This window comes from Seonamhaeicola maritimus (assembly GCF_008056315.1).
Taxonomy (GTDB): Bacteria; Bacteroidota; Bacteroidia; order Flavobacteriales; family Flavobacteriaceae; genus Seonamhaeicola; species Seonamhaeicola maritimus.
The window spans coordinates 1,397,844-1,419,984 of the sequence record NZ_VRKQ01000008.1 but is presented as its reverse complement, the minus strand read 5'-3'; the positions used below and the strand labels follow the sequence as shown (position 1 = coordinate 1,419,984).

Genomic DNA, 22,141 nt, shown 5'->3' with positions numbered 1-22,141 from the left:
TTCTTTTATATGTATAGAATATTATTAAGCATTTGTTTCTATCTAAGCTTAACAACGTTAATCTATGCTCAAAAATCATATTTCAAAACAGGTAAGACTACTAGCAAAAATTATTACACCGAAATTGAATATGAAAATGTTAGGGATAAAATAATTATTCCCGTCTCCATTAATGGAAAATCTTATCGTTTCCTTTTTGATACGGGAGCTCCTAACCTAGTCTCCAAAGAGATTTTGAGTTCTATAAACTTCAAAAAAAGTAGAAGTCTTTCGGTTACAGATGCCAATCAAAAAAAGCAGCGTATGGACTTAGTGTCCTTACCTAACCTAACTATAGGCAATGTTACTTTTAAAAATACTAGTGCTTTAGTTTTTAATGGTAAAGACAATTTGGTATTTGATTGCTTTGAGGTAGATGGTATTATAGGTAGCAACCTATTAAGAAAATCTATTGTTAAAATAAATTCTAAAAAACAGATTATTATTTTAACCAACGATGTTAAAAAATTGACTCTTAAAAAAGAGCATGCTTCTAAACTTACACTTGTAGGAAATCAAAGCAGTCCATATATTTATATTAAATTAAAAGGAGAACATTCTGGAAATGAAAACCTTTTGTTAGATACCGGTGCTAGTGGCTTTTATGATCTCAGTAAAAACAACTATAAGGTATTACAAGAAAAAAAAATAGTTGAAGTAATTTCTAAAGCAAACGGTTCTTCAAGTGTTGGCATGTTTGGAGTTGCGGAAAAAAGCGAGCAATACCGCTTAAAAATACCAGAACTAATTATTAATAATCAGGTTTTTCAAAATGTAATTACCACTACAGGTGATGATAATAATTCTAGAATAGGCTCAGACATTCTTAAATACGGAAATATCACTTTAGACTTTGTAAACAAATTGTTTTATCTAGATGTATTTGAAACTGAAAATGATTTAAACGAAAAGCTCTATGGCTTCTCTCCTACCATAGTAAACAATAAGTTAACCGTTGGTTTTGTTTGGGAAGATACTCTAAAAGATCAAATAGAATTTGGTGATGAAATAATTGAAATTGACGGTGTTAATTTTCAGAATAAAGAAGTATGTGATTTCCTTGTAAAGCCTTCTGTTTTTGGCCAAAAGGAGCGTTTAAATGTAAAAATTAAGAACAAAACTGGAGAAATAGTAAACATCATCTTAAAAAAAGAGTATTATGGAGAAAGGAACTAACATAATAATAAAGGCAGAGTTTAATCCTAAGATTAAAACCTATATTCTTTTAACAGTAGCATTTTTCTTGGTTATCTCTTTGGCAGGTATTCCTTTTTTGATTATTTGGTTTTTAGGACTTGGCCAACACATAAGTAAGCGTTATTATCAAAACTTGCGATGTCAACTAACTACAAAACATTTAGAATTTAAAAAAGGTGTGCTCTTTAAAGTTGAAAAAACCATTCCGTTAGAAAACATTCAAGATTTAACCTTCATTGAAAACCCTATATTGAATATACTAGATTTACGAATCTTAAAAATTGAAACAGCAGGTCAAAGCAACCCAAAAGGCAGTGATATGAAACTTATTGGAATAATTGATTCTGCAAACTTTAAAGAATCGGTATTAAAACAAAGGGAGGCTATTCAATCTAAAAACTACTCATTAAATCAAACCAGCGATAATTCAACAGAAAAAACTCATGAATTATTAGAGGAAATTAGAGATCTTTTAAACGATATTAAAAACAAGTAAATTAAGCATTAATCAGCTCATTCAAAACATCAACCACGTAATCAATTTCGGCTTTGGTATTATAAATACTAAACGAAAACCTAACAGATGGTTTCTGCATATCTTCATCACTTAAAATTTCTCCTAAAACATGAGAACCTCGAGAACTTCCACTTTGGCATGCACTACCTTTAGAACATGCAATTCCTTTTAGATCTAACTGAAACAACAACATGGTTGCTTTTTGAGGATCCACCGGTAAACAAACATTTACAAGCGTATAAGTACTCTTTTCTAAATTTTTTGAAAGACCGTTAAATGCTATTTCAGGAACAGCCTCAGATAACTTATCAATAAAATATAGCTTTAAGTTTTTTAAGTATTCAGACTCACTTTCTAAATTATCATAAGCAAACTTTAAAGCCGTTTCAATACCAACAATATTATGAACACTTTCTGTACCAGCTCTTAGCCCTCGTTCTTGTTCACCTCCAAAAATTAGAGGTTTTAAACCTGTATTCTTTCTAATAAATGCGAACCCAACACCTTTAGGCCCATGGAATTTATGAGCAGAAGCCGCAAAAAAATCTATTTGTAGATCTTGTAAATCCATATAATAATGACCAACGCCTTGTACCGCATCAGTATGAAATAGGGCATTATTTGCTTTACACAAATCTCCCACACGTTTGAGATCTAAAATATTTCCTATTTCATTGTTAACATGCATTAAGCTCACTAACGTATTTTCTTGAATTTGTAAAAGTTTTTCTAGTTCTACATAATCAATGGTTCCATTAGCATCTACATTTACAAAACTAACTTGTAAGTTATGTTCTATTACTAACTGCTCTATTGTATGTAAAACGGCATGGTGTTCAATTTTTGAAGTAATTATATGTGAAACTCCTAAATCTCTTACAGCACTTCTTAAGACTAAATTATCCGCCTCAGTTCCACCTGATGTAAATATAATTTCACTTGCAGACACATTGAAAAAGCTAGCAATGGTTTTTCTACAACTTTCAACTAAAGATTTTGATGACCGCCCAAAACTGTGTGATGACGAAGGATTACCATAATTATTTTGCATAACCTCTGCCATAGAAGTAATAACTTCTTCGCGCATTTGCGTAGTGGCAGCATTATCAAAATAAACCGTTTTCATAGCTTTAAATGTATAACTCAATTTAATAGAAATTGAAACTAGTGAGCAAATTTAAACGTTTAAAATCTCAATTATTGAGTCAAAAATACTTGAAATAAAATTATTATCAATATGATACGTTATAAATAACAATTCTATTATTTTTGCTCTAAAATCAAACCCAATGCGCAAGTTATTATTTGTTTTATTTTCAATCGGCTTAATCGGCTTCAATTCATGTGATGACGGAGATATAATTGATTTTAATCTCGATTTTGATGATGAATTTCAAGCTTGCGATGGTATTAATGGGCTTACTTTATATAAAATAAAAAATGATCCTTCTGAATCTTTGTCAATTTTCATTTCTAATTTCACTAAAGATGAATTATTAGCAGTTGAAGAGAATGACTCTTTAATTATAGAAAATAAAGCAGTTGATTTTATCTACAGAACTTATACAGATGAAAGCATTTCCAACTTGTTTTGTTCTGATATTCCAGCCAATGTAAATATTGAAGTAGATGAAGAAAGTCCTGATAGTAAGGTAGATGTTTTAACTGTTTTAACAGAAGATGATAATGATGGTATTCCTGCCGAACTAGAAGATATTAATGGCAATGGTAATTTGAAAGATGATGATACAGATGGTGATGGTATACCCAACTATAAAGATGCTGATGACGATGGGGATAATGTACTGACTAAGGATGAAGAGCCAGACCCCAATGAAGATGGTGATTTAAGTGATGCGCTGGATACTGATAACGATAATATACCGGATTATTTAGACACTGATGATGACGGAGACGGAGTTGATACGCGAGACGAGGAAAATGCCAGTCAAGACCAAAATCCTGGAAACGATATTACCATTGAGGCAGCAGGTGCAGATTATTTAAACCCTGAGGTTGCAACAAATATTCCGGCCACAGCCTTTAGACTGCATTCTTATAAAAAAACGTATTCGGTTTCTGTAACTGTTAAAGATATAAGTATTAATGGAGCAAAAATAACAACGCTTTCTTTTGGTATTTTAAACGATGGAAATACTTCTGATACAGAAAGCTTAACTCCAGATTTTAATTAGGCTTTACACTCTGATAAATATAAACCTCTGTAGCTCCTAATCCATATTTTTGATAATTGGCATCGTAAAACTTCACATTGTTATAGCGTCCAAATAAGTATTCAAGCTCAAGTTTTAATACGCCCTCTCCTATGCCGTGAATAAATACTACTTTTTGAATGCGCTTGTTAATTGCAAATTCCAGTTGTCTTTTCGCTGTATCTAATTGCAATGTCAACATATCATGTTTAGACATTCCCTTAGGCGATTTCAACAATTGATTAATATGTAAATCAACCTCTAAAGTGGGCTGAAAACGTTCTTTTGCCTTTACTTTGACTTGCTTGTGTCCTTTAGGTTGTTCTTTTTCAGAAACAACAGAACTTAAACTAGAATGCGAAAAGATTTGGTTTTTAAATGAAGAAGGTTTTGTCATTATTAACTCCTCTTCAAAAAATTCAAGCAAAAAACCGTCATCTGTTTCAATAGAAACCTTGCCACCGGATGTATTTTTAACCACACCAGATAAATCTTCGTCTAAAACAGATACTTGATCTCCTACTTTAAATGGCATACTACTCCTCATTATTTAAATCATCCTCAATATCCCTCTTACTCGGAATAGTTTTCGAAATTCTGTAAATACCTATCATTAAAAGTATAATACCCCCAATAAGAATATATTGATTCTGTTCTTCCTCACTATTCGCATATAGGGCCACAACAGCTCCCAAAATAATAAGAATATAGTTAAAATACTTCATGATGTACGATTCTCAATTGATAAGACAAAATTACGGCAAAAATTCACATTTTCTCCTTTGTTTAGAATCTAAAATTATTATGCGTGAATACCGTTTAAAGTCATTTTTTATCGGTAAAATGTTGTATTCAATAAAAATATTATATATTTGCTTCGTAATTTTGCTATTCTCTCAATAAAGATGTGCTATAGAGTCTCTCTAATTTTGCTATTAATTAGCAACCTTTTATATGCCCAACTTTCCGTAAGGAATGATGCGTTCGTTTTTATAAACGACCAAATTGTTTTTGTGGAAGACGACATCAATCTGAATGAAACCGATAGTAGAATATACCTAAGGACCGAAGCACAAATAATTCAAGGAATCGGCACTACTGGAAATTCTGGTGTTGGAGAACTAAGTGTATATCAAGATGCTAATGGTGACGAATATGAATACAACTATTGGTGCTCACCTGTTGGAGATAATACTAACAACAACGCTAATAACCAATTTGGTATTTCTCTTTTAAATGATGTTACAGGGTTAACAACCTCCACGCCAGCAACCTATAACAGATCATCAAACTATAATGGAACTTCAAGTCCGTTAAATATCGAACCTTATTGGATTTGGAAGTTTATTGCCTCAAGTGGTTATTCAGGATGGTCTCATGTACAATCTGCTACAAGTATCAACCCAGGAGAAGGTTTTACCATGAAGGGGACATCAGGGTCTAGCAATGCACAGCTCTATGATTTTAGAGGAAAACCAAATAATGGTACTATTAGTGTATCAGTTTTGGATGATAATCTTTCATTAGTTGGAAATCCGTATCCTTCAGCTCTAGATGCTGTTGCTTACATTCATGATTCTGAAAATGCAGAAATTATTTCGGGGGTATTACATTATTGGGAGCAAGACTCCAATGTAAACTCACATAATCTCCGGGATTACAATGGTGGGTATGCTACATATACTATTTCAGCAGATGGTCTAACAGAAACGTTTATTTCAGCTGTATTTAACACCTATAATGTAGACGGAACAATTAATACTAGTAATACAGGAACAGGAAACAAAACGGCCAGACGGTATATACCAATTGGTCAAGGTTTTATGGTTGAAGGAACGGCAACCGGCACTGTAAAAGCTAAAAACAGTCATAGGGCCTTTGTAAAAGAAAGTGCCTCCAACAGCGAGTTTTTCAAACAAGAGACTACCAAGGAATCAAAAATTAATTCAGAAAATAAATTTTCTATTATTCCAAGCGATTATAAACGCTTTCGATTAAATATTGATTTTAATAATACCTATACTAGACAATTGGTACAGACATTTCACAATTCTGCCACCCCTGGCTTTGATTATGGTTTAGAAATAATAACTGACCCCAATCAGCTATTAAACACAGATGCCTACTTTAAATCAGAAGACAACACCTATTTAGCTGAAGCCTCATTGTTTGATGAAACATTAAAAATTCCTTTAAATATTAACCTTCAAAGGAAGATGCCTATAAAAATCAGAATTGCTGATGTTCAAAACTTCGAAAGTAATCAACCGATTTTTATTCACGACATTGAAAATAATACATTCACCGATTTAAGAAGTCAAGATTTTGAAATTACTCTAAGACCAGAAAACTATAATGACAGATTTGAAATTGTTTTCAATAAACAATTGTTAAATACAGTTGACAATAGACAAATTGACATTAAGGTTTTTCAGGATAATAATCTATCTAGATTACGTGTTTTAAACCCTAACAATCTTGATTTTAAATCTATTTTTGTTTATGATATTACTGGAAAAAGAGTTTTAAAACGAAGAAAACTGCGTAATATTAAAGAACACCAGCTATCTACTAATTCTTTAAGTCAAGGCGTTTATATTATTAAAATAGAGCTGAGAAACAATCAAGTAATTACCAAAAAAGTAGTTGTTTCCAATTAACTTCATGCATTAAATTAAAACAAATGGTTGAAAACTTCTTTCTTTTCTGTATTTTTTTAATTTTGAAATCCAAAACTATGAAATGCGGGCAATAGAAGAATACATGCTACCATGCTTAAACAAAACACTTTTTGGAGTTGAATGTTTAGGTTGTGGTATTCAACGGTCTGTAGCACTAATATTTAAAGGTGAGTTTGTAGAGGCATTTCATATGTATCCAGCAATTTATAACATTTTTATATTGCTGATTTTTCTTATATTTAATCTTTTTATAAAATTTAAGCACGACTATAAAATTAAAATGACATTGATAGCTATTACTGTCATTGTAGTTGTGGTTAGCTATCTAATCAAAATAATTAATTAAAACCAATAACATGGAACAACAAAAATTACCAAATTCAACACTTATTTTAGTTTTCGGAATCTTATCAATAGTAACATGTTGTTGCTATGGAATTATAGGTTTAATACTAGGAATTATTGCTATTATTTTAGCAAATAAAGCCACTAAAGTTTATGCAGAAAACCCAGAAGCCTACACAGGATATTCCAATGTTAAAACAGGTAAAATTCTTGCAATAATAGGAGTTGTTCTTAGTGCTATTTATGTAGCCTATGTAATTTTCTTGTTTGCCACAGTTGGTTATGCAGGAATCATGGAACAGTACCAAGATGCTTTACAACAAATGGGACAGTAATCTCATTTAATCAATAAAAAAAGCGACCAAATTGGTCGCTTTTTTTATTTCTCAAACTGTTTAAATGTTCTAGTAATAATATCTACACAATCTAATAGTTGCTCTTCAGTCATTACCAACGGTGGTGCAAACCTGATGATATTCCCATGTGTAGGTTTAGCAATTAAACCATTATCTCGTAACGCTAAACAAATGTTCCAAGCTATATCACTTTCCTCTGTATCATTAATAACAACAGCGTTTAACAGTCCTTTTCCTCTTACTAAATTAGCAACGTTACTAGTTGCAATATATTTGCTTAATTCACTTCTAAAAAGTTTTCCTAATTTATCAGCGTTTTCTGCTAAATTCTCTTCTTTAACAATCTCTAAAGCAGCAATAGCAACCGCAGCAGCTAATGGATTACCACCAAATGTACTACCGTGAGTTCCAGGTGTTAAAACATCCATAATTCTATTTTCCGCTAAAACTGCACTCACTGGATATGCTCCTCCGCTTAATGCCTTACCAAGAATTAAAATATCTGGTCTAACATTTTCATGATCAACCGCTAAAAGTTTACCTGTTCTTGCTATTCCCGTTTGTATTTCGTCAGCAATAAACAAAACATTGTGTGCTGCACATAATGCTTTTGCCTTTGCCAAAAACCCTTCAGACGGTACATAAACACCTGCTTCTCCTTGAATGGGCTCAACCAAAAACCCTCCAATATTTGGATTATTTTTTAGCACCAGTTCCAATTGCTCTAAATTATCATAGTCGATACTAATAAAACCATCTGAATATGGACCGAAGTTTTTATTAGAAGTAGAATCACTTGAAAACGACACAATAGTAGTGGTACGGCCATGAAAGTTGTTTTTACATACTATAATTTTAGCTTGATTTTCTTCGATGCCTTTTACCTCATAAGCCCATTTTCTACAAAGTTTAATTGCCGCTTCTACTGCCTCAGCACCAGAATTCATAGGTAATAACTTATCAAAACCGAAATACTCGCATGTGTACTTTTCGTAAAGACCTAATTTGTCATTGTAAAAAGCTCTGGATGTGAGCGTAATGGTTTTTGCTTGCTCCACCATGGCGTTAATAATCTTGGGATGACAATGCCCTTGGTTTACTGCTGAATATGCAGACAGAAAATCGTAATATCGTTTTCCATCTACATCCCATACATAAACACCTTCTCCTCTGCTTAATACTACCGGAAGTGGATGATATGTGTTAGATCCGTACTTTTTCTCTAATTCAATTGCTTGCTGTGATGTTAATTGTTTTTGTAAAACAGCCATTTTAAATAGTTTTTAATTATTAATAAAATAACCATTCCTGCTCTACCTTTATCCTTTCAGAGGGTTCTGAAAATTCAGCGTGGGAGAGAAATCATCCCTGGATAGGTTTGCAAGGTACAAATATTATTAACAAAAAAACTAATCTGCTATCCTTCCAGATAAAGATGATACCTGAAGTTCTAATCGTTTTATTTCTCTAAGCAAAGCATTTTTATCCATTTGCATCCAGGCAAAAATCTTTAACATACTTACCCCAAAAAGAAAAACTAAGGCTCCAATTCCCCATTTAAGCATTTCGTTTGTTACATCGGTATTAAAGAATTCAATGGCACAATACACGAATAATCCGAAAAAAACTAAAGTCATGAAATTCATTAAAAACATGATCCATTTGTTTTTTCCTTTAAATAAGCCTAAAACCATTTGGAAAATATTTTGCTCTTCTAATTCATCGTAGAATTTTGCTTCTTCCTGTGTCAACGTTTCCTTAATTAATTTATCAATGTCTTCCATATTATTTTTCATTTGTTCTATTTTTTAAAATTAATTTTAGCTTTTCTCTAGCATGATATAACCTTGATTTTGCTGTCCCTTCAGAAATATTCAAGGTATTACTAATGTCTTTTAACGAATAATCCTCTGCATAAAACAATCTAATCACCATTTGCTGATGCGCCGGTAATGTTTTAATTGCTTTCAACAATGTGGCTTGCATCTGCTCCTTTTCATCTAAGGCTTCAAAATCATCCGCTTCTTCACCATAATTATAAGTTTGAAGCTTTTGCCTAGTTCTATTGCGCTTTTTCACCCAATCAAAAGATTTGTTGCAAACAATACGTAATGACCAACTAGCAAAAGTATTGGGATCTCTTAAATCATGAATCTTTTCAATAATTTTATTCCAAGAATCTTGGGCAATATCTTTAGCTACATTGGCATCCTTCACAATCCAATACGCCTTATCACAAAATATTTTATGCCACCGCTGCACCAATTGAGTTAAAGCCTCTTTATTTCCAGATTGGTACGCTTGTACCAATTTTGTATCAATTTCACGTTGTTCCTTACTCATTTAAACAAATAGGCATATACTTTAAAGACGATAAAAATTAAAAAAGGTTCATTTTTTTAAATGAAAATTAAAATCATTTAAAGTTAACAGAAATAAAGCTACGATTATTTGTGGCTATTATTATTTTTGCAGCATGTCTAGAAGAAATAGAAAACAGGTTTTTACAAACGTTGAAGTTATTGATGCCGGAGCCAAGGGAAAAACAGTGGCCAAAGCACCTGATGGAAAAGTGATTTTTTTACCAAATGCTGTTCCGGGTGATGTAGTAGATATTCAAACTTTTAAGAAACGTAAAGCCTATTACGAAGGTAAAGCTACAGTGTTTCATAAACTTTCTGATAAGAGAACGGAACCTGTTTGTGAACATTTTGGTACTTGTGGCGGTTGCAAATGGCAACACATGGATTACAAGTATCAATTGGAATACAAACAAAATGAAGTAGTAAATAACTTAACCAGAATTGGGCACATTGAACTGCCAAAAGTAACGCCTATTTTAGGTTCTGAAAAGCAATATTTCTATAGGAATAAAATGGAATTTTCCTTTAGTGATAGCCGTTGGTTAACTATAGAAGAAATTAAAAGTGATGAAGATTTAGGTGATAAAAATGCCTTAGGTTTTCATATTCCCGGAATGTGGGATAAAATTTTAGATGTTAAAAAATGTCATCTTCAAGAAGATCCTTCAAATGCTATAAGAAATGCTGTTAAGCAATTTGCTATTGAAAATGGTTTAGCATTTTTCAATACTAGAAATCAAAACGGACTGTTGCGTACCATGACGATTAGAACCTCTACTACTGGTGATATTATGGTATTAATTCAGTTTTATAAAGATGATAAAATCAAACGCGAATTATTGCTAGATTTCCTTGCAGAAACTTTTCCAGAGATAACATCGTTGCAATATGTTATAAATGAAAAGGCTAACGACACCATTTACGATCAGGAAGTTGTATGTTATAAAGGTAAAGACCATATTTTTGAAGAAATGGAAGGCTTACGCTTTAAAATAAACGCCAAGTCTTTTTATCAGACCAATTCTGAACAGGCGTATGAACTTTATAAAATAACACGAGATTTTGCAGGATTATCTGGAAATGAATTAGTTTACGACCTATATACCGGAACTGGAACCATAGCGCAGTTTGTTTCAAAACGGGCAGAAAAAGTTGTTGGTGTAGAATCTGTACCAGATGCTATAATCGCAGCCAAAGAAAATGCACAATTAAATAACATTACAAACGTTGAATTCTTTGTTGGTGACATGAAACAAGTATTCAATTCAAAATTTATTGAAACACACGGACAACCAGATGTAATTATTACAGATCCACCACGTGATGGTATGCATAAAGATGTGGTAGAACAAATACTAAATATAGCACCAACCAAAATCATATATGTGAGCTGTAACAGTGCAACACAAGCTAGGGATTTAGCTTTAATGGATGCTGTTTATAAGGTTACAAAAACACAAGCTGTAGATATGTTTCCACAAACGCATCATGTAGAAAATGTTGTACTTTTGGAAAAGAGATAAACTCATAAACAAATCAGCGAATAAACGTACAAACACATTAATGAAATATATTAGATTAATAATCATTCCAATTATAGCCGTAGTAATTGGATTCACAATAAGTTGCGAACGTGACGATATTTGCCCCGAAAGTACTCCCACAACACCACGATTAATTATCGATTTATATGATAATGACAATCAGGAAAACCAAAAGAATGTTTTTAATTTGGTGGTCATTGGAATTGATAATGATTTTATTCTTTCAGGATATGAGTTTACAACTGCTGATGATTTGGTTTTGCCTTTAAAAACAGATGCAAACACCACGCGATACAGACTTGTAAAAGATGCCTCTATTAATGATAATGGCACCCCCAATGATCCTGATGATGATTTTATAGAAGGAAACATAGATATTATTACCATAAACTATAGTAGAGAAGATGTATATGTATCTCGTGCATGTGGATATAAAACTATTTTTGATAATATAACCTTAAATATTGAAGCTGACGGTGATAATTGGCTTCTATCAACTCAAGACTTAACTGATAACGAACCTATTACAAATGAAGATGCGACACACTTTAACATGTTCCATTAGTAGCATTATACTAATGCTTACTTTTTGTGTGTCTGTAAACGCACAAAATGACAGTATACCAACTGCTGTGAATGATTCTCTAAAGGTTAAACATAAATACGGACTAAGAATTGGTGGAGATATTGGAAAAATAGCACGTTCTTTTCTTGATGATGAATACACTGGTTTTGAAATAACTGCCGATTTTCGTCTTAAAAAAGATTTATATGTAGCTGGTGAATTAGGTTTTGAAGAAAAAAACAACATCACAGACTATATGGATGTTAGCACTTCTGGCTCATATTTAAAAGGTGGAATAGACTATAATATGTACGACAATTGGCTAGATATGGACAACATGGTTTTTGCTGGATTCAGGGTTGGAGCTAGCTCATTTAGTCATGATAGAAATAGTTATAGTATTTATAGTACTAACCAATATTGGGCGCCTCAGTTTTCTTCAGATAGTATTGAAGAATTTAGTGGCTTAACAGCTTTTTGGGCAGAACTTATTTTAGGAATGAAAGTAGAATTGTTCAATAATCTCTATATGGGACTCAATGTTCAATTAAAGGTTTTAGCTAGCGAAACCGTACCCGATAATTTTGAAAATATCTATATACCTGGATTTGGAAAAACTTATGATAGTAGCGGTATAGGAGCCGGTTATAGTTATACCATTTCATACCGTATTCCCTTGTACAAAAAAGGAAAATAATTATAATTAAATTGTTTTGGGAGATAAAGTATCCCTATAATACAATTAATACTACACGTTAAAGAGGAAGTGCATAACATCACCATCTTTAACAATGTAGTTCTTACCCTCAACACGCATTTTTCCCGCCTCTTTCACTTTAGCCTCACTTCCATAAGACACATAGTCTTCATAGGCTATAACTTCTGCTCTAATAAAGCCTTTTTCAAAATCTGTATGAATAACTCCGGCAGCTTGAGGACCTGTAGCACCAATGTCTACTGTCCAAGCTCTTACTTCTTTTACACCGGCAGTAAAATATGTTTGTTGATTTAACAACTTATAGGCACCTCTAATAAGTTTTGCTGATCCCGGCTCATCTAAACCAATATCTTCTAAGAACATTTGGCGCTCTTCGTAATCTTCCAATTCATTGATATCAGCTTCGGTTCCTACAGCTAAAACTAAAACCTCAGCATTTTCATCTTTGACAGCTTCTCTAACTTGGTCAACATAATCGTTTCCAGACACTGCCGCACTTTCATCTACATTACAAACATACATTACAGGTTTATCAGTAATAAACTGTAATGGCTTAACATATTCTGCATAATCTTCATCGCTAAATTCTAGAGCTCTAACTGAAGTTCCTGTCTCTAAACCTTCCTTAATTTTAAGCAATATAGATTCTTCTGCTTGTGCTTCTTTATTACCAGTTTTAGCTGCACGCTTAACTTTGTCAAGTTTCTTTTCAGCAGTCTCAAGATCCTTTAACTGTAGTTCCATATCAATAGTTTCCTTATCTCTAATAGGATCTACACTTCCATCAACATGCACAATATTATCATTATTAAAACAACGCAAAACATGTAAAATAGCATCGGTTTCACGAATATTTCCTAAAAATTGATTTCCCAAACCTTCTCCCTTACTAGCTCCTTTTACCAAACCAGCAATATCAACTATTTCTACAGTAGCCGGAACAACTCTTTCAGGGTTTACCAAACTCTCTAGTTTTTCTAAACGAGGATCTGGTACGTTAACAACCCCAATATTAGGTTCAATAGTACAAAATGGAAAATTTGCACTTTGTGCCTTGGCATTTGATAAACAATTAAATAAAGTTGATTTTCCAACATTTGGTAATCCTACTATTCCCGCTTTCATTATTCTTTAGACTTTTAGATTAAAAAAACAAGAACCATGACATTGGTTTTTGCGAGTGCAAATGTAATTAATTCATTACTTATTTAAGTATTTAATATAATTATTATAACACCCCATTTGGTAAGATGCTATTGGTTTTAAAACCACATTTTCATTTTGAAATATATTTTCAATAGATGATTTAAATCATTGTTTGTTATTTATTCAAAATATAACTTATGGGTTTAATATTTGGGAGCATTATATACCACATTATGAAACGAATAGAATTAAAGCTAGGTCTTTTACTCATACTAATATTCCTATTAATGAGTGGGATGGTTAGAATAGTAAGTAATTATTATGTTTCAACTACTTTGGACGATTTCTTTATGCCAGGTTCACAGCCTCATGAGTCTGGAACATTTTACTCCCCATCCCAATGCGACAAATGCCATGGAGATTACGACTCTGATGTTGAACCATCGTTTAATTATGATGGAAGCATGATGGCTCATAGTATGCGGGACCCCCTTTTTGAGGCCTCTCTCTCCATTGCAAATCAAGACGCTGCATTTTCTGGTGATTTGTGTATACGATGTCATACACCAAAAGGTTGGCTTGAAGGCAGATCTGTTCCCACTGATGGTTCTGCTCTTACAGCAGCAGATCGAGAGGGTATTCAATGTCATTTCTGTCATAAACTTGTAGATCCACTAAGTACTAGTGCTGAAGATTTGAATTACATTAACACCATGGATCATGTACCATTACAACATGGAAATGGCATGTATGTAGTTGATTCAAATGATAATTTACGAAGAGGTCCCTATGATGATGTCAATGCTAATCATCCCACCCTATATTCTTCCTTTCACACTAAATCTGAATTTTGTGCCACTTGTCATGATGTAAGCAACCCGGTCTTTTCAAAGACTTCAGAAGGCGCTTATCTGCCAAACACTATTGGTGAAGAAGCCCCCTCCTTTAATAAACATGATATGTTTCCTGCTGAACGAACATATAGCGAATGGAAAATGAGTGCCTACAATACCCCAGAAGGAGTCCCTTCTAATGTATTTGGTGGAAATAAAGAGAATGTTTCAAGCTGTATTGACTGTCATATGCAAGATGTTACGGGTAAAGGAAGTGAAAAAAACTCCTCTCCTATTAGAAACGATTTGGCTTTGCATGATTTAACCGGTGGCAACACATTTATTCCTTTACTCATAAAAGATTTGCATGAAACCGAAGTAGATACTGTTGCTATTAACGCGGGGATAGTAAGAGCTAAATATATGCTCCAAAATGCTGCAACACTAAACGTCAATAGTACAAAAGAGGCCAATGGCTACCAAGTACAAGTAGAGGTTGTAAATGAAACAGGGCATAAACTCCCTTCTGGTTATCCAGAAGGACGTAGAATATGGATTAATGTACAAGCGATTGATATTGAAAATAATATAATTTACGAATCTGGTGCCTATAATGCGGAAACAGGAGTGCTAAATAAAAATGGAACGAAAATATACGAAGCAAAATTAGGTATGAGCCAAGAGGTAGCTGATTTGGCCAATACAAATGCGCCGGGATATTATTCATCTGGAGTGTCATTTCATTTTGCATTAAACAATACCATTGTGAAAGATAATCGAATTCCACCTCGAGGATTTACTAACGCAAATTTTGAATCAATTCAGGCCGCCCCAGTTGGATACTCCTATCCTGATGGAGCTTACTCAGACACAACCCTATATAACATACCTTTAGAAACTCATCGTATCAATGTAAAACTACTCTATCAAACAGTTTCTAAAGAGTACATAGAATTCCTAAGAGACAAAAACGTAACAGATAATAAAGGACAAATTCTCTATGACCTCTGGGTTAAACATGGAAAATCCGCTCCAGTTGTAATGAAGGAATTAGAAATGTTTACATCAACCTTAAATACTCATAATGCTGATACGCTTTCCAATAGAATTAAATTATTTCCAAATCCAGCGAACAATTTGGTGAATGTACAATTCAATTTTAGCTCCAAAAAAGAAATGCTTTTAGAGATATATTCTTTGAATGGTGTTAAAATTAAAACCATAGCTAAAGGAATTGTAATACCTAAAGAAACTATTCGTATTGAAACAGCAGGTTTAACTAGTGGAACTTATATTCTTAACTTTAAAATTGACGGAATCAAAGCTTCCAAAATGTTAATCAAGAAGTAGTGTGCTAATTACTGTCAAAAAGAGATAGCCAAATAAACTTAATTAAAAACCTGTTTTCTTAATCTTATAAGGGCCGCACTGCCTGATCGGATATTGCAATCAGTAGTTTTATTATAAATATTAAGTTTTTCAATAACATCTGTCTCCCATGCACCATCTTCATCAACTTTAGCACCCGCCAATGTAACATTATCTAAACTTTCAATAGAAGGTGCTTCAAGCCTAAATACTTCAGCCTTATTATATCCAGGAGGCAAAGGAATTTTGATATTTGCATTAGTTACAAAATCTTTATTTATAATTGTTAACCAAATTTCTTCTTCATCATTTTTTGTAGCATAAGCAGTTAAATTTAATTCATGAACACTAGTGGACAGCTTTAATAGTTCACCCTTACCTGCAAGAGAAAATGCCAACATTCCATAATATGAAGGTCTTTCAGATAAGGTATTATCTTCATTACGATAAATAGCAGAATAATGGCTTTGAAAACCTAATTGATTTACATCTGTTTGAATGTTTACACCAACTCCTCCAGAAGAAGCTACTTGAAACATAAGATTTAAACACCAAAGACTAGCCGCAAAACTATCACTTACTCCTGCTTTTCCTCCTCCAGAAAATGACCCAACTTCATTCATGCGAAAAGGAACACCATGTTTTTCATTTAATCGCTTTAAAATTGATAGTTTTTTATTCCATTTAGGATAGTGACTTAGCAAAGTTTCAATTGTAGCTCCAGACCACCCAGACCCTCCTCTATAATAATGATTAATGACCTCACTCATGTCTTGAGATTCATCTTCAACAAAATTGATATTCCATTGGATATTTCCACTAAAAGCAATATCGGCTCCAGAAAATTTGGCATTAGGCAATACTTCCCGTATGGCTGTTTTATATTCAACATAAGTTTTGTGGTAATCTTCATAATCTTTAAACCGCTCAAGAAGACTTACTTCGTTTCCAATTTCAAAAGAATGCAATTGTTCTCCCATCGCTTCAATTACAGCTAAAGCAGATTCAACAGCTTCCTCTTTAGAGCCTGTTCCCAAATTAATAGTCCACATAACTTTCCAGCCCGTTTCCTTTAAAAAGGCCCCAAGGTCGTTTAACACATCTTTATTAATTATGGTGTATTCCTTTTGAGATTTCCCAACAGGTATTCCTTCAGCTTCATATTTCGTCCAATCTCCAATAATACCTCCTATGCGCACAAGACCGCTTTTACTCAATGTTTTATATAACTGAACCAGGTGTTTGTTTTCAATATTAAACAGACCTTTATTAGCTACTGCCGAGGTTTCATACCCAAACCCAATAAAATCATCACTAATTTCATTTAATACGGTTTCCGGATCAATCTCTATGAGAATATTGTCTGTAAAACCAGACTCTTGAGCAAAAGAAGGAGCTATAACACCTAGAAATATGTAAAACCTTAAAACTGTCTGAGTACTATTTTTAATAAATCTATATTGTTTCATAATTTAATCTAATTTCTATTTGGTTAATTCGAATCAAAATAGATCATAGTTAAAATATTATTGACCTCAGGATTGATTTAAAATTTAAACTTACAGACTATATCTCAGGGTTTGAATTTCTAAATTACCTTATGCTCATTCAATTTTAACTGTATTCATATTAACAAAAAAATCCCAAGCTTTCACTTGGGATTTTCATATAATTTTGCTGTCGATTATCAACTAATCTTCAGGATGCATAAAGCGTTGCTTAGCTAACAACTCTTCCTCCGTTTCTTCATTGTCTTCATCTGGCACACAACAATCTACTGGACAAACAGCAGCACATTGTGGCTCATCATGAAAACCTTTACACTCAGTACATTTATCTGGAACTATATAGTATAATTCATCACTAATAGGCTCTTGTGCCTCATCAGCATCAACTTCAGTTCCGTTAGTTAAAACAACTGCACCATCTAAACTAGTACCGTCTTTATAGCGCCAATCATCGGCACCTTCATAAATTGCAGTGTTAGGACACTCTGGTTCACAAGCCCCACAATTTATACATTCGTCTGTTATTATAATTGCCATACCCTTTTTTCTTTTTTGTTTGCTTAAATTTGCAGACGCAAAACTAATGCCAAAACCATTCATAACCAAATTAAGCATGCAATTACAAAAAAGAATTAATGCTTTTGTAAAATTAGGAGAATTTATAAGTCAATTTTCTAACGATGTTATCACTAAAGACGATAATATTGAATATAATGATATATTCTTCGATGGTTTTAAACATCAGCTTAAATTAGCCCAAGAACACAACGGATGGTTCTCTCAAGAGAATATAAAGTTTGCTTTAAAAAGTTGGTCTGATGCCTTAACAAAAGAAAGTTTAAACAAGTGGATATCGGCATATAATTTTGATAATGTCAGCCCAAAACAAGTTGCCATTATTATGGCGGGAAACATTCCTTTAGTTGGATTTCATGATTTTCTTTCTGTTTTAATTTCAGGGCATGATGTTCTGGTGAAGCAATCATCAAACGATAAACAACTTCTACCATATTTAGCAAAATATTTAGAATATGTAGAGCCTTCCCTAAAAGGACGTATTACTTTTACTGAAGAAAAAATTGAAGGTTTTGATGCTGTAATTGCAACTGGTAGTAATAATACAGCGCGCTATTTTGAATACTATTTTAAAGGCAAGCCTTCTATTATTAGGAATAACAGGAATTCGGTTGCTGTATTAACCGGAAATGAAACTGAAGAAGAATTAGAATCTCTTTCAGAAGACATCTTCAGATATTACGGTTTAGGTTGCAGAAATGTTTCTAAGCTATTCGTTCCAAAAAATTATAATTTTGAAGGCTTTTTCAAAGCTATTTACAAATGGCACCCTATAATAGAAGGAGCAAAATATGCTAATAATTACGATTATAATAAAGCAGTGTATTTAATGAGTGAATTTGATATGCTAGAAAATGGTTTTCTTATGATAAAAGAAGATCAAAGCTACGCCTCACCTATTGCTACCGTGTTTTATGAACAATATAACAACCTAGATCAACTTAAAGAAAAAATTAAGACTGAAAACGATCAAATTCAATGTATAGTTTCAAAAGGATTTATTGAAAATGAAATAGCATTTGGCGGCACTCAGAAACCTCAACTTTGGGATTATGCGGATAGTGTCGATTCTGTTGAATTTTTGTTATCAATTTGATGAAAAAATTATTGAATTTTTAATATAAAATATGCAATTAATTAGCAACTTTGCATCTTAAATTTTACCACACAAAATGAAAAAACATAACTTTAGTGCAGGACCTAGTATTTTACCGCAGGAAGTTTTATTAAAAGCTTCTACGGCAATAGTTGATTATAATGATAGCGGGTTATCCTTACTTGAAATATCTCATAGAAGTAAAGATTTTGTTGATATTATGGAAAAAGCAAGAGCTCTGGTTTTGGAGCTACTTGGTTTAGAAGGAAAAGGATACAAAGCCTTATTTTTACAAGGGGGAGCTAGCTCTCAATTTTTAATGATTGCCATGAATCTTTTAGAAAAAAGAGCGGGTTATTTAAATACAGGATCTTGGAGTACTAAAGCAATTAAAGAGGCTGAAAAATTAGATGATATTTATGAAGTGGCTTCTTCTGCTAATGCTAATTTCAATTATATCCCAAAAGGATATGATATTCCTGAAGACTACGATTATTTCCATTGCACCTCTAACAATACTATTTTTGGAACGCAATTGAAAGAGTTTCCTAACTCTCCGGTTCCAATGGTTTGTGATATGAGTAGTGATATCTTTTCTCGAGTAATAGATTATTCTCAATTCGATCTTATTTATGCAGGAGCTCAAAAAAATATGGGGCCAGCTGGAACTACGTTAGTAGTGATAAAAGAAGATATTCTAGGAAAAGTATCTAGAAACATTCCTTCAATAATGGATTACAAAAAACATATCGGAGCAGGAAGTATGTTCAATACACCTCCAGTATTTGCAGTTTACACATCTATGTTAACCTTAGAATGGTTAAAAGAACAAGGTGGTATAGCAGCTATTGAAAAGGAAAACGAAAAGAAAGCACGCTTAATGTATTCTGAAATCGATTTAAATCCTTTATTTAAAGGATTTGCTTCAAAAGAAGATCGTTCTGATATGAATGCTACTTTTACACTTCAAAATGAAAATTTAAAAGAAACGTTTGAAGCTATGCTTAAAGAAGCAGGTATTAGTGCAGTAAACGGTCATAGAAGTGTTGGTGGGTATAGAGCATCTATGTACAATGCTTTACCTCTAGACAGTGTTAAAGCGCTTGTTGAAGTAATGAGTGAATTAGAAACTAAAGCATAATTATAAATAATAAAATATTTTCGCTTTCGCGGAAGTAAAAAACTATAAAATGAAAGTATTAGCAAACGACGGTATTTCACAAAGCGGTATTGATGCCCTTGAAAAAGGAGGATACGAAGTAAGTACTACAACAGTTGCCCAAGAGCAACTAGTAAATTACATTAATGAAAATGACATTAGCGTATTATTAGTTAGAAGTGCAACTACAGTTAGAAAAGATTTAATTGATGCTTGTCCTAACTTAAAAATCATTGGTCGTGGTGGTGTAGGTATGGATAACATTGATGTAGAATATGCCAGAGAACAAGGAAGACACGTTATTAACACGCCTGCAGCTTCATCGCATTCTGTGGCAGAATTAGTGTTTGGTCATTTATATGGTTTAGCACGTTTCTTACACAATGCAAACAGAGAAATGCCTTTAGAAGGTGATAGTAACTTTAAAGGTTTAAAGAAAGCTTACGCTAAAGGAACTGAGCTTAAAGGAAAAACTTTAGGTGTTTTAGGTTTTGGTCGTATTGGTCAAGCTACTGCTAAAGTGGCTTTAGGTGCTGGTATGAAAGTAGTTGCTTTTGATCCTTTTTTAGATAAAGCTAATCTTGAATTAGATTTCTTTGATGGACAAAAAGTAAACTTTGATATTGAAACTATTTCTAAGGAAGAAGTTTTAAAACAGGCAGATTTCTTAACACTTCATGTACCTGCTCAAAAAGACTACGTTATTGACGAAGCTGAGTTTAACATGATGAAAGATGGTGTTATTTTAGCCAATGCTGCTCGTGGTGGTGTTGTTAATGAAGTAGCCCTAGTTAAAGCAATTGAGAGTGGAAAGGTAGCAAGAGCTGCATTAGATGTTTTTGAAAAAGAGCCTAAACCAGAAGTTCAGTTATTAATGAATCCTGCACTATCATTAACTCCGCATACTGGTGCTGCTACTAACGAAGCACAAGATAGAATTGGTACAGAATTAGCGTCACAAATTATTGATATATTAGGGTAATAAAAAAATTGTGACCTAAACGATATAATTGAGTCCTAACTGTATAAGTTGGGACTTTTTTTGTACATTCAAAATCCTTTTTTTTTATCAATTTAAATTAAACAAATAATATCATGTCTGGAATTTTAGATTTATTAAACAGTGACCTTGGAAAAAGTATTATTAGCGGAGTTGCTGGTCAAACCAAACAACCTCAAAACAAAACTCAGGATGTATTAACTATGGCTTTACCAGTATTAATGCAAGCAATGAAACGAAATGCTTCTACTCCTCAAGGTGCTGATGGTTTATTAAATGCTTTAAACAATAAGCATGACGGAAGCATCTTAGATAACCTTGGAGGCTTATTTGGTGGTGGTGTAGATAATGATGTCCTTGACGATGGAGGTAAAATTCTGGGACATGTTTTAGGAAACAAACAACAAAATGTTACAAGTGCACTAGGAGCTAAAGCAGGTATGGATGCTGGCTCTGTTGCACAAATTTTAAAAGTAGCTGCGCCAATTTTAATGGGCGTTTTAGGGAAGCAATCAAGACAGCAAAAGGTGTCAAATCAAGGAGGAATAGAGAGTCTGTTAGGAGGTCTTCTTAGTGGTAATTCTCCTCAACAAGAACAAAGTTTTTTAGAATCTATTCTGGATGCTGATGGCGATGGTAGTGTGATTGATGATGTTGCAGGTATGGTTTTAGGAGGCAATAAAAAGAAAGGCGGACTAGGTGGTTTGCTTGGAGGTCTTTTTGGTGGAAAATAATATATTTACCGATTAAAATAAAAAAATGCCAAACTTAAAGTTTGGCATTTTTTTGTTAAAATCATTGTTAAACAAGGCTTTACGTAATGATTTTTGTAAATTTAATTACATAATAGTAACGTTTACTCATTAAAAAGAACAGTTAACTCATTGGTAGTTTTATTAAGTGTATTTCATATATAC

General features: G+C 33.0%; 23 protein-coding genes. 14 read left to right on the top strand and 9 right to left on the bottom strand.

Translation table 11 applies throughout. The features are described 5' to 3' along the window. Nucleotides 1-9 precede the first annotated feature (9 nt). Both FUA22_RS06045 and FUA22_RS06040 read left to right on the top strand, forming a co-directional pair. Entirely contained in the window at nt 10-1,215 is a 1,206-nt protein-coding gene (locus FUA22_RS06045; protein ID WP_147767003.1) for a retropepsin-like aspartic protease, read from the top strand. Next, on the top strand, nt 1,199-1,732 hold the full coding sequence (locus FUA22_RS06040; protein WP_147767002.1) for a PH domain-containing protein: 534 nt from the start codon (nt 1,199-1,201) through the stop codon (nt 1,730-1,732). The genes FUA22_RS06045 and FUA22_RS06040 overlap by 17 nt, the downstream gene beginning before the upstream one ends. A 1-nt stretch (nt 1,733) precedes the next feature. Here FUA22_RS06040 and FUA22_RS06035 read toward each other — a convergent pair whose 3' ends face one another. Further along, nucleotides 1,734-2,879: a cysteine desulfurase family protein gene (locus FUA22_RS06035; RefSeq protein WP_147767001.1), complete on the bottom strand. Its 1,146-nt coding sequence runs from the start codon at nt 2,877-2,879 to the stop codon at nt 1,734-1,736. 163 nt (nt 2,880-3,042) lie between these two features. On the opposite strand from FUA22_RS06035, the gene FUA22_RS06030 reads away from it, so the two are divergent. Then, nucleotides 3,043-3,948: a hypothetical protein gene (locus FUA22_RS06030; protein WP_147767000.1), complete on the top strand. Its 906-nt coding sequence runs from the start codon at nt 3,043-3,045 to the stop codon at nt 3,946-3,948. Here the strand turns inward: FUA22_RS06030 and FUA22_RS06025 are convergent. Then, nucleotides 3,941-4,501: a Smr/MutS family protein gene (locus tag FUA22_RS06025; RefSeq protein ID WP_147766999.1), complete on the bottom strand. Its 561-nt coding sequence runs from the start codon at nt 4,499-4,501 to the stop codon at nt 3,941-3,943. The genes FUA22_RS06030 and FUA22_RS06025 overlap by 8 nt on opposite strands. Before the next feature lies 1 nt (nt 4,502). Beyond that, the gene (locus tag FUA22_RS06020) at nt 4,503-4,691 is read right to left on the bottom strand and encodes a hypothetical protein (RefSeq protein ID WP_147766998.1); all 189 of its coding nucleotides are present in this window, start codon (nt 4,689-4,691) and stop codon (nt 4,503-4,505) included. A 288-nt stretch (nt 4,692-4,979) separates the two neighbouring features. Between FUA22_RS06020 and FUA22_RS06015 the strand changes: the two genes are divergently transcribed. The 3 genes from FUA22_RS06015 to FUA22_RS06005 all read left to right on the top strand — a co-directional run bounded on the left by FUA22_RS06015 (nt 4,980) and on the right by FUA22_RS06005 (nt 7,327). Beyond that, entirely contained in the window at nt 4,980-6,626 is a 1,647-nt protein-coding gene (locus FUA22_RS06015) for a T9SS sorting signal type C domain-containing protein (RefSeq protein ID WP_170309851.1), read from the top strand. An 82-nt stretch (nt 6,627-6,708) separates the two neighbouring features. Continuing rightward, a complete protein-coding gene (locus FUA22_RS06010) occupies nt 6,709-6,993 on the top strand; it encodes a DUF2752 domain-containing protein (RefSeq protein WP_147766996.1) in 285 nt (94 codons plus the stop codon). A 10-nt stretch (nt 6,994-7,003) separates the two neighbouring features. Then, nucleotides 7,004-7,327: a CCC motif membrane protein gene (locus tag FUA22_RS06005; RefSeq protein WP_147766995.1), complete on the top strand. Its 324-nt coding sequence runs from the start codon at nt 7,004-7,006 to the stop codon at nt 7,325-7,327. Between the two features lie 44 nt (nt 7,328-7,371). On the opposite strand, the gene rocD is transcribed toward FUA22_RS06005, so the two are convergent. The 3 genes from rocD to FUA22_RS05990 form a co-directional block, all read right to left on the bottom strand. After that, a complete protein-coding gene (rocD, locus tag FUA22_RS06000) occupies nt 7,372-8,619 on the bottom strand; it encodes an ornithine--oxo-acid transaminase (protein ID WP_147766994.1) in 1,248 nt (415 codons plus the stop codon). Between the two features lie 138 nt (nt 8,620-8,757). Then, the gene (locus FUA22_RS05995; protein WP_147766993.1) at nt 8,758-9,144 is read right to left on the bottom strand and encodes a DUF6768 family protein; all 387 of its coding nucleotides are present in this window, start codon (nt 9,142-9,144) and stop codon (nt 8,758-8,760) included. Continuing rightward, nucleotides 9,134-9,691, bottom strand: a complete 558-nt coding sequence (locus FUA22_RS05990; protein ID WP_147766992.1) for an RNA polymerase sigma factor — start codon at nt 9,689-9,691, stop codon at nt 9,134-9,136. The genes FUA22_RS05995 and FUA22_RS05990 overlap by 11 nt, the downstream gene beginning before the upstream one ends. 133 nt (nt 9,692-9,824) lie before the next feature. Here FUA22_RS05990 and rlmD point away from each other — a divergent pair, with 133 nt between their 5' ends. The 3 genes from rlmD to FUA22_RS05975 are packed head-to-tail and all read left to right on the top strand — an operon-like array spanning nt 9,825 to nt 12,517. After that, nucleotides 9,825-11,234, top strand: a complete 1,410-nt coding sequence (gene rlmD, locus FUA22_RS05985; protein ID WP_147766991.1) for a 23S rRNA (uracil(1939)-C(5))-methyltransferase RlmD — start codon at nt 9,825-9,827, stop codon at nt 11,232-11,234. Between the two features lie 40 nt (nt 11,235-11,274). Then, nucleotides 11,275-11,820, top strand: a complete 546-nt coding sequence (locus FUA22_RS05980; protein WP_147766990.1) for a DUF6452 family protein — start codon at nt 11,275-11,277, stop codon at nt 11,818-11,820. Further along, nucleotides 11,792-12,517: a DUF6048 family protein gene (locus FUA22_RS05975; RefSeq protein ID WP_241664765.1), complete on the top strand. Its 726-nt coding sequence runs from the start codon at nt 11,792-11,794 to the stop codon at nt 12,515-12,517. Before FUA22_RS05980 ends, FUA22_RS05975 begins: the two co-directional genes overlap by 29 nt. Nucleotides 12,518-12,568: 51 nt before the next feature. Here the strand turns inward: FUA22_RS05975 and ychF are convergent, their stop codons facing one another. Further along, nucleotides 12,569-13,663, bottom strand: coding sequence for a redox-regulated ATPase YchF (ychF, locus tag FUA22_RS05970; RefSeq protein WP_147766988.1), 1,095 nt, complete (start codon nt 13,661-13,663; stop codon nt 12,569-12,571). Nucleotides 13,664-13,917: 254 nt separating this feature from the next. Here ychF and FUA22_RS05965 point away from each other — a divergent pair, with 254 nt between their 5' ends. Further along, nucleotides 13,918-15,867 carry a T9SS type A sorting domain-containing protein gene (locus FUA22_RS05965; protein WP_170309850.1) on the top strand — a complete coding sequence of 650 codons (1,950 nt, stop codon included), beginning with the start codon at nt 13,918-13,920 and terminating at the stop codon, nt 15,865-15,867. Nucleotides 15,868-15,905: 38 nt separating this feature from the next. On the opposite strand, the gene FUA22_RS05960 is transcribed toward FUA22_RS05965, so the two are convergent. Both FUA22_RS05960 and FUA22_RS05955 read right to left on the bottom strand, forming a co-directional pair. After that, a complete protein-coding gene (locus FUA22_RS05960) occupies nt 15,906-17,354 on the bottom strand; it encodes a hypothetical protein (protein ID WP_147766986.1) in 1,449 nt (482 codons plus the stop codon). Nucleotides 17,355-17,576: 222 nt separating this feature from the next. Next, the gene (locus FUA22_RS05955; protein WP_147766985.1) at nt 17,577-17,930 is read right to left on the bottom strand and encodes a 4Fe-4S dicluster domain-containing protein; all 354 of its coding nucleotides are present in this window, start codon (nt 17,928-17,930) and stop codon (nt 17,577-17,579) included. Between the two features lie 76 nt (nt 17,931-18,006). Here FUA22_RS05955 and FUA22_RS05950 point away from each other — a divergent pair, with 76 nt between their 5' ends. The 4 genes from FUA22_RS05950 to FUA22_RS05935 all read left to right on the top strand — a co-directional run bounded on the left by FUA22_RS05950 (nt 18,007) and on the right by FUA22_RS05935 (nt 21,958). Then, nucleotides 18,007-19,065: an acyl-CoA reductase gene (locus tag FUA22_RS05950; RefSeq protein ID WP_147766984.1), complete on the top strand. Its 1,059-nt coding sequence runs from the start codon at nt 18,007-18,009 to the stop codon at nt 19,063-19,065. A gap of 76 nt (nt 19,066-19,141) precedes the next feature. Next, complete coding sequence (serC, locus tag FUA22_RS05945) at nt 19,142-20,206, top strand: 3-phosphoserine/phosphohydroxythreonine transaminase (RefSeq protein ID WP_147766983.1); 1,065 nt, start codon at nt 19,142-19,144, stop codon at nt 20,204-20,206. A 49-nt stretch (nt 20,207-20,255) separates the two neighbouring features. Then, a complete protein-coding gene (locus tag FUA22_RS05940) occupies nt 20,256-21,206 on the top strand; it encodes a D-2-hydroxyacid dehydrogenase (RefSeq protein ID WP_147766982.1) in 951 nt (316 codons plus the stop codon). 113 nt (nt 21,207-21,319) lie between these two features. After that, on the top strand, nt 21,320-21,958 hold the full coding sequence (locus tag FUA22_RS05935) for a DUF937 domain-containing protein (protein WP_147766981.1): 639 nt from the start codon (nt 21,320-21,322) through the stop codon (nt 21,956-21,958). Nucleotides 21,959-22,141 lie beyond the last annotated feature (183 nt).

Coding starts and splice junctions, on each gene's coding strand:
- FUA22_RS06045 (WP_147767003.1), top strand. CDS start 10: ATGTATAGAATATTATTAAGCATTTGTTTCTATCTAAGCTTAACAACG.
- FUA22_RS06040 (WP_147767002.1), top strand. CDS start 1,199: ATGGAGAAAGGAACTAACATAATAATAAAGGCAGAGTTTAATCCTAAG.
- FUA22_RS06035 (WP_147767001.1), bottom strand. CDS start 2,879: ATGAAAACGGTTTATTTTGATAATGCTGCCACTACGCAAATGCGCGAA.
- FUA22_RS06030 (WP_147767000.1), top strand. CDS start 3,043: ATGCGCAAGTTATTATTTGTTTTATTTTCAATCGGCTTAATCGGCTTC.
- FUA22_RS06025 (WP_147766999.1), bottom strand. CDS start 4,501: ATGCCATTTAAAGTAGGAGATCAAGTATCTGTTTTAGACGAAGATTTA.
- FUA22_RS06020 (WP_147766998.1), bottom strand. CDS start 4,691: ATGAAGTATTTTAACTATATTCTTATTATTTTGGGAGCTGTTGTGGCC.
- FUA22_RS06010 (WP_147766996.1), top strand. CDS start 6,709: ATGCGGGCAATAGAAGAATACATGCTACCATGCTTAAACAAAACACTT.
- FUA22_RS06005 (WP_147766995.1), top strand. CDS start 7,004: ATGGAACAACAAAAATTACCAAATTCAACACTTATTTTAGTTTTCGGA.
- rocD (WP_147766994.1), bottom strand. CDS start 8,619: ATGGCTGTTTTACAAAAACAATTAACATCACAGCAAGCAATTGAATTA.
- FUA22_RS05995 (WP_147766993.1), bottom strand. CDS start 9,144: ATGAAAAATAATATGGAAGACATTGATAAATTAATTAAGGAAACGTTG.
- FUA22_RS05990 (WP_147766992.1), bottom strand. CDS start 9,691: ATGAGTAAGGAACAACGTGAAATTGATACAAAATTGGTACAAGCGTAC.
- rlmD (WP_147766991.1), top strand. CDS start 9,825: ATGTCTAGAAGAAATAGAAAACAGGTTTTTACAAACGTTGAAGTTATT.
- FUA22_RS05980 (WP_147766990.1), top strand. CDS start 11,275: ATGAAATATATTAGATTAATAATCATTCCAATTATAGCCGTAGTAATT.
- FUA22_RS05975 (WP_241664765.1), top strand. CDS start 11,792: ATGCGACACACTTTAACATGTTCCATTAGTAGCATTATACTAATGCTT.
- ychF (WP_147766988.1), bottom strand. CDS start 13,663: ATGAAAGCGGGAATAGTAGGATTACCAAATGTTGGAAAATCAACTTTA.
- FUA22_RS05965 (WP_170309850.1), top strand. CDS start 13,918: ATGAAACGAATAGAATTAAAGCTAGGTCTTTTACTCATACTAATATTC.
- FUA22_RS05960 (WP_147766986.1), bottom strand. CDS start 17,354: ATGAAACAATATAGATTTATTAAAAATAGTACTCAGACAGTTTTAAGG.
- FUA22_RS05955 (WP_147766985.1), bottom strand. CDS start 17,930: ATGGCAATTATAATAACAGACGAATGTATAAATTGTGGGGCTTGTGAA.
- FUA22_RS05950 (WP_147766984.1), top strand. CDS start 18,007: ATGCAATTACAAAAAAGAATTAATGCTTTTGTAAAATTAGGAGAATTT.
- serC (WP_147766983.1), top strand. CDS start 19,142: ATGAAAAAACATAACTTTAGTGCAGGACCTAGTATTTTACCGCAGGAA.
- FUA22_RS05940 (WP_147766982.1), top strand. CDS start 20,256: ATGAAAGTATTAGCAAACGACGGTATTTCACAAAGCGGTATTGATGCC.
- FUA22_RS05935 (WP_147766981.1), top strand. CDS start 21,320: ATGTCTGGAATTTTAGATTTATTAAACAGTGACCTTGGAAAAAGTATT.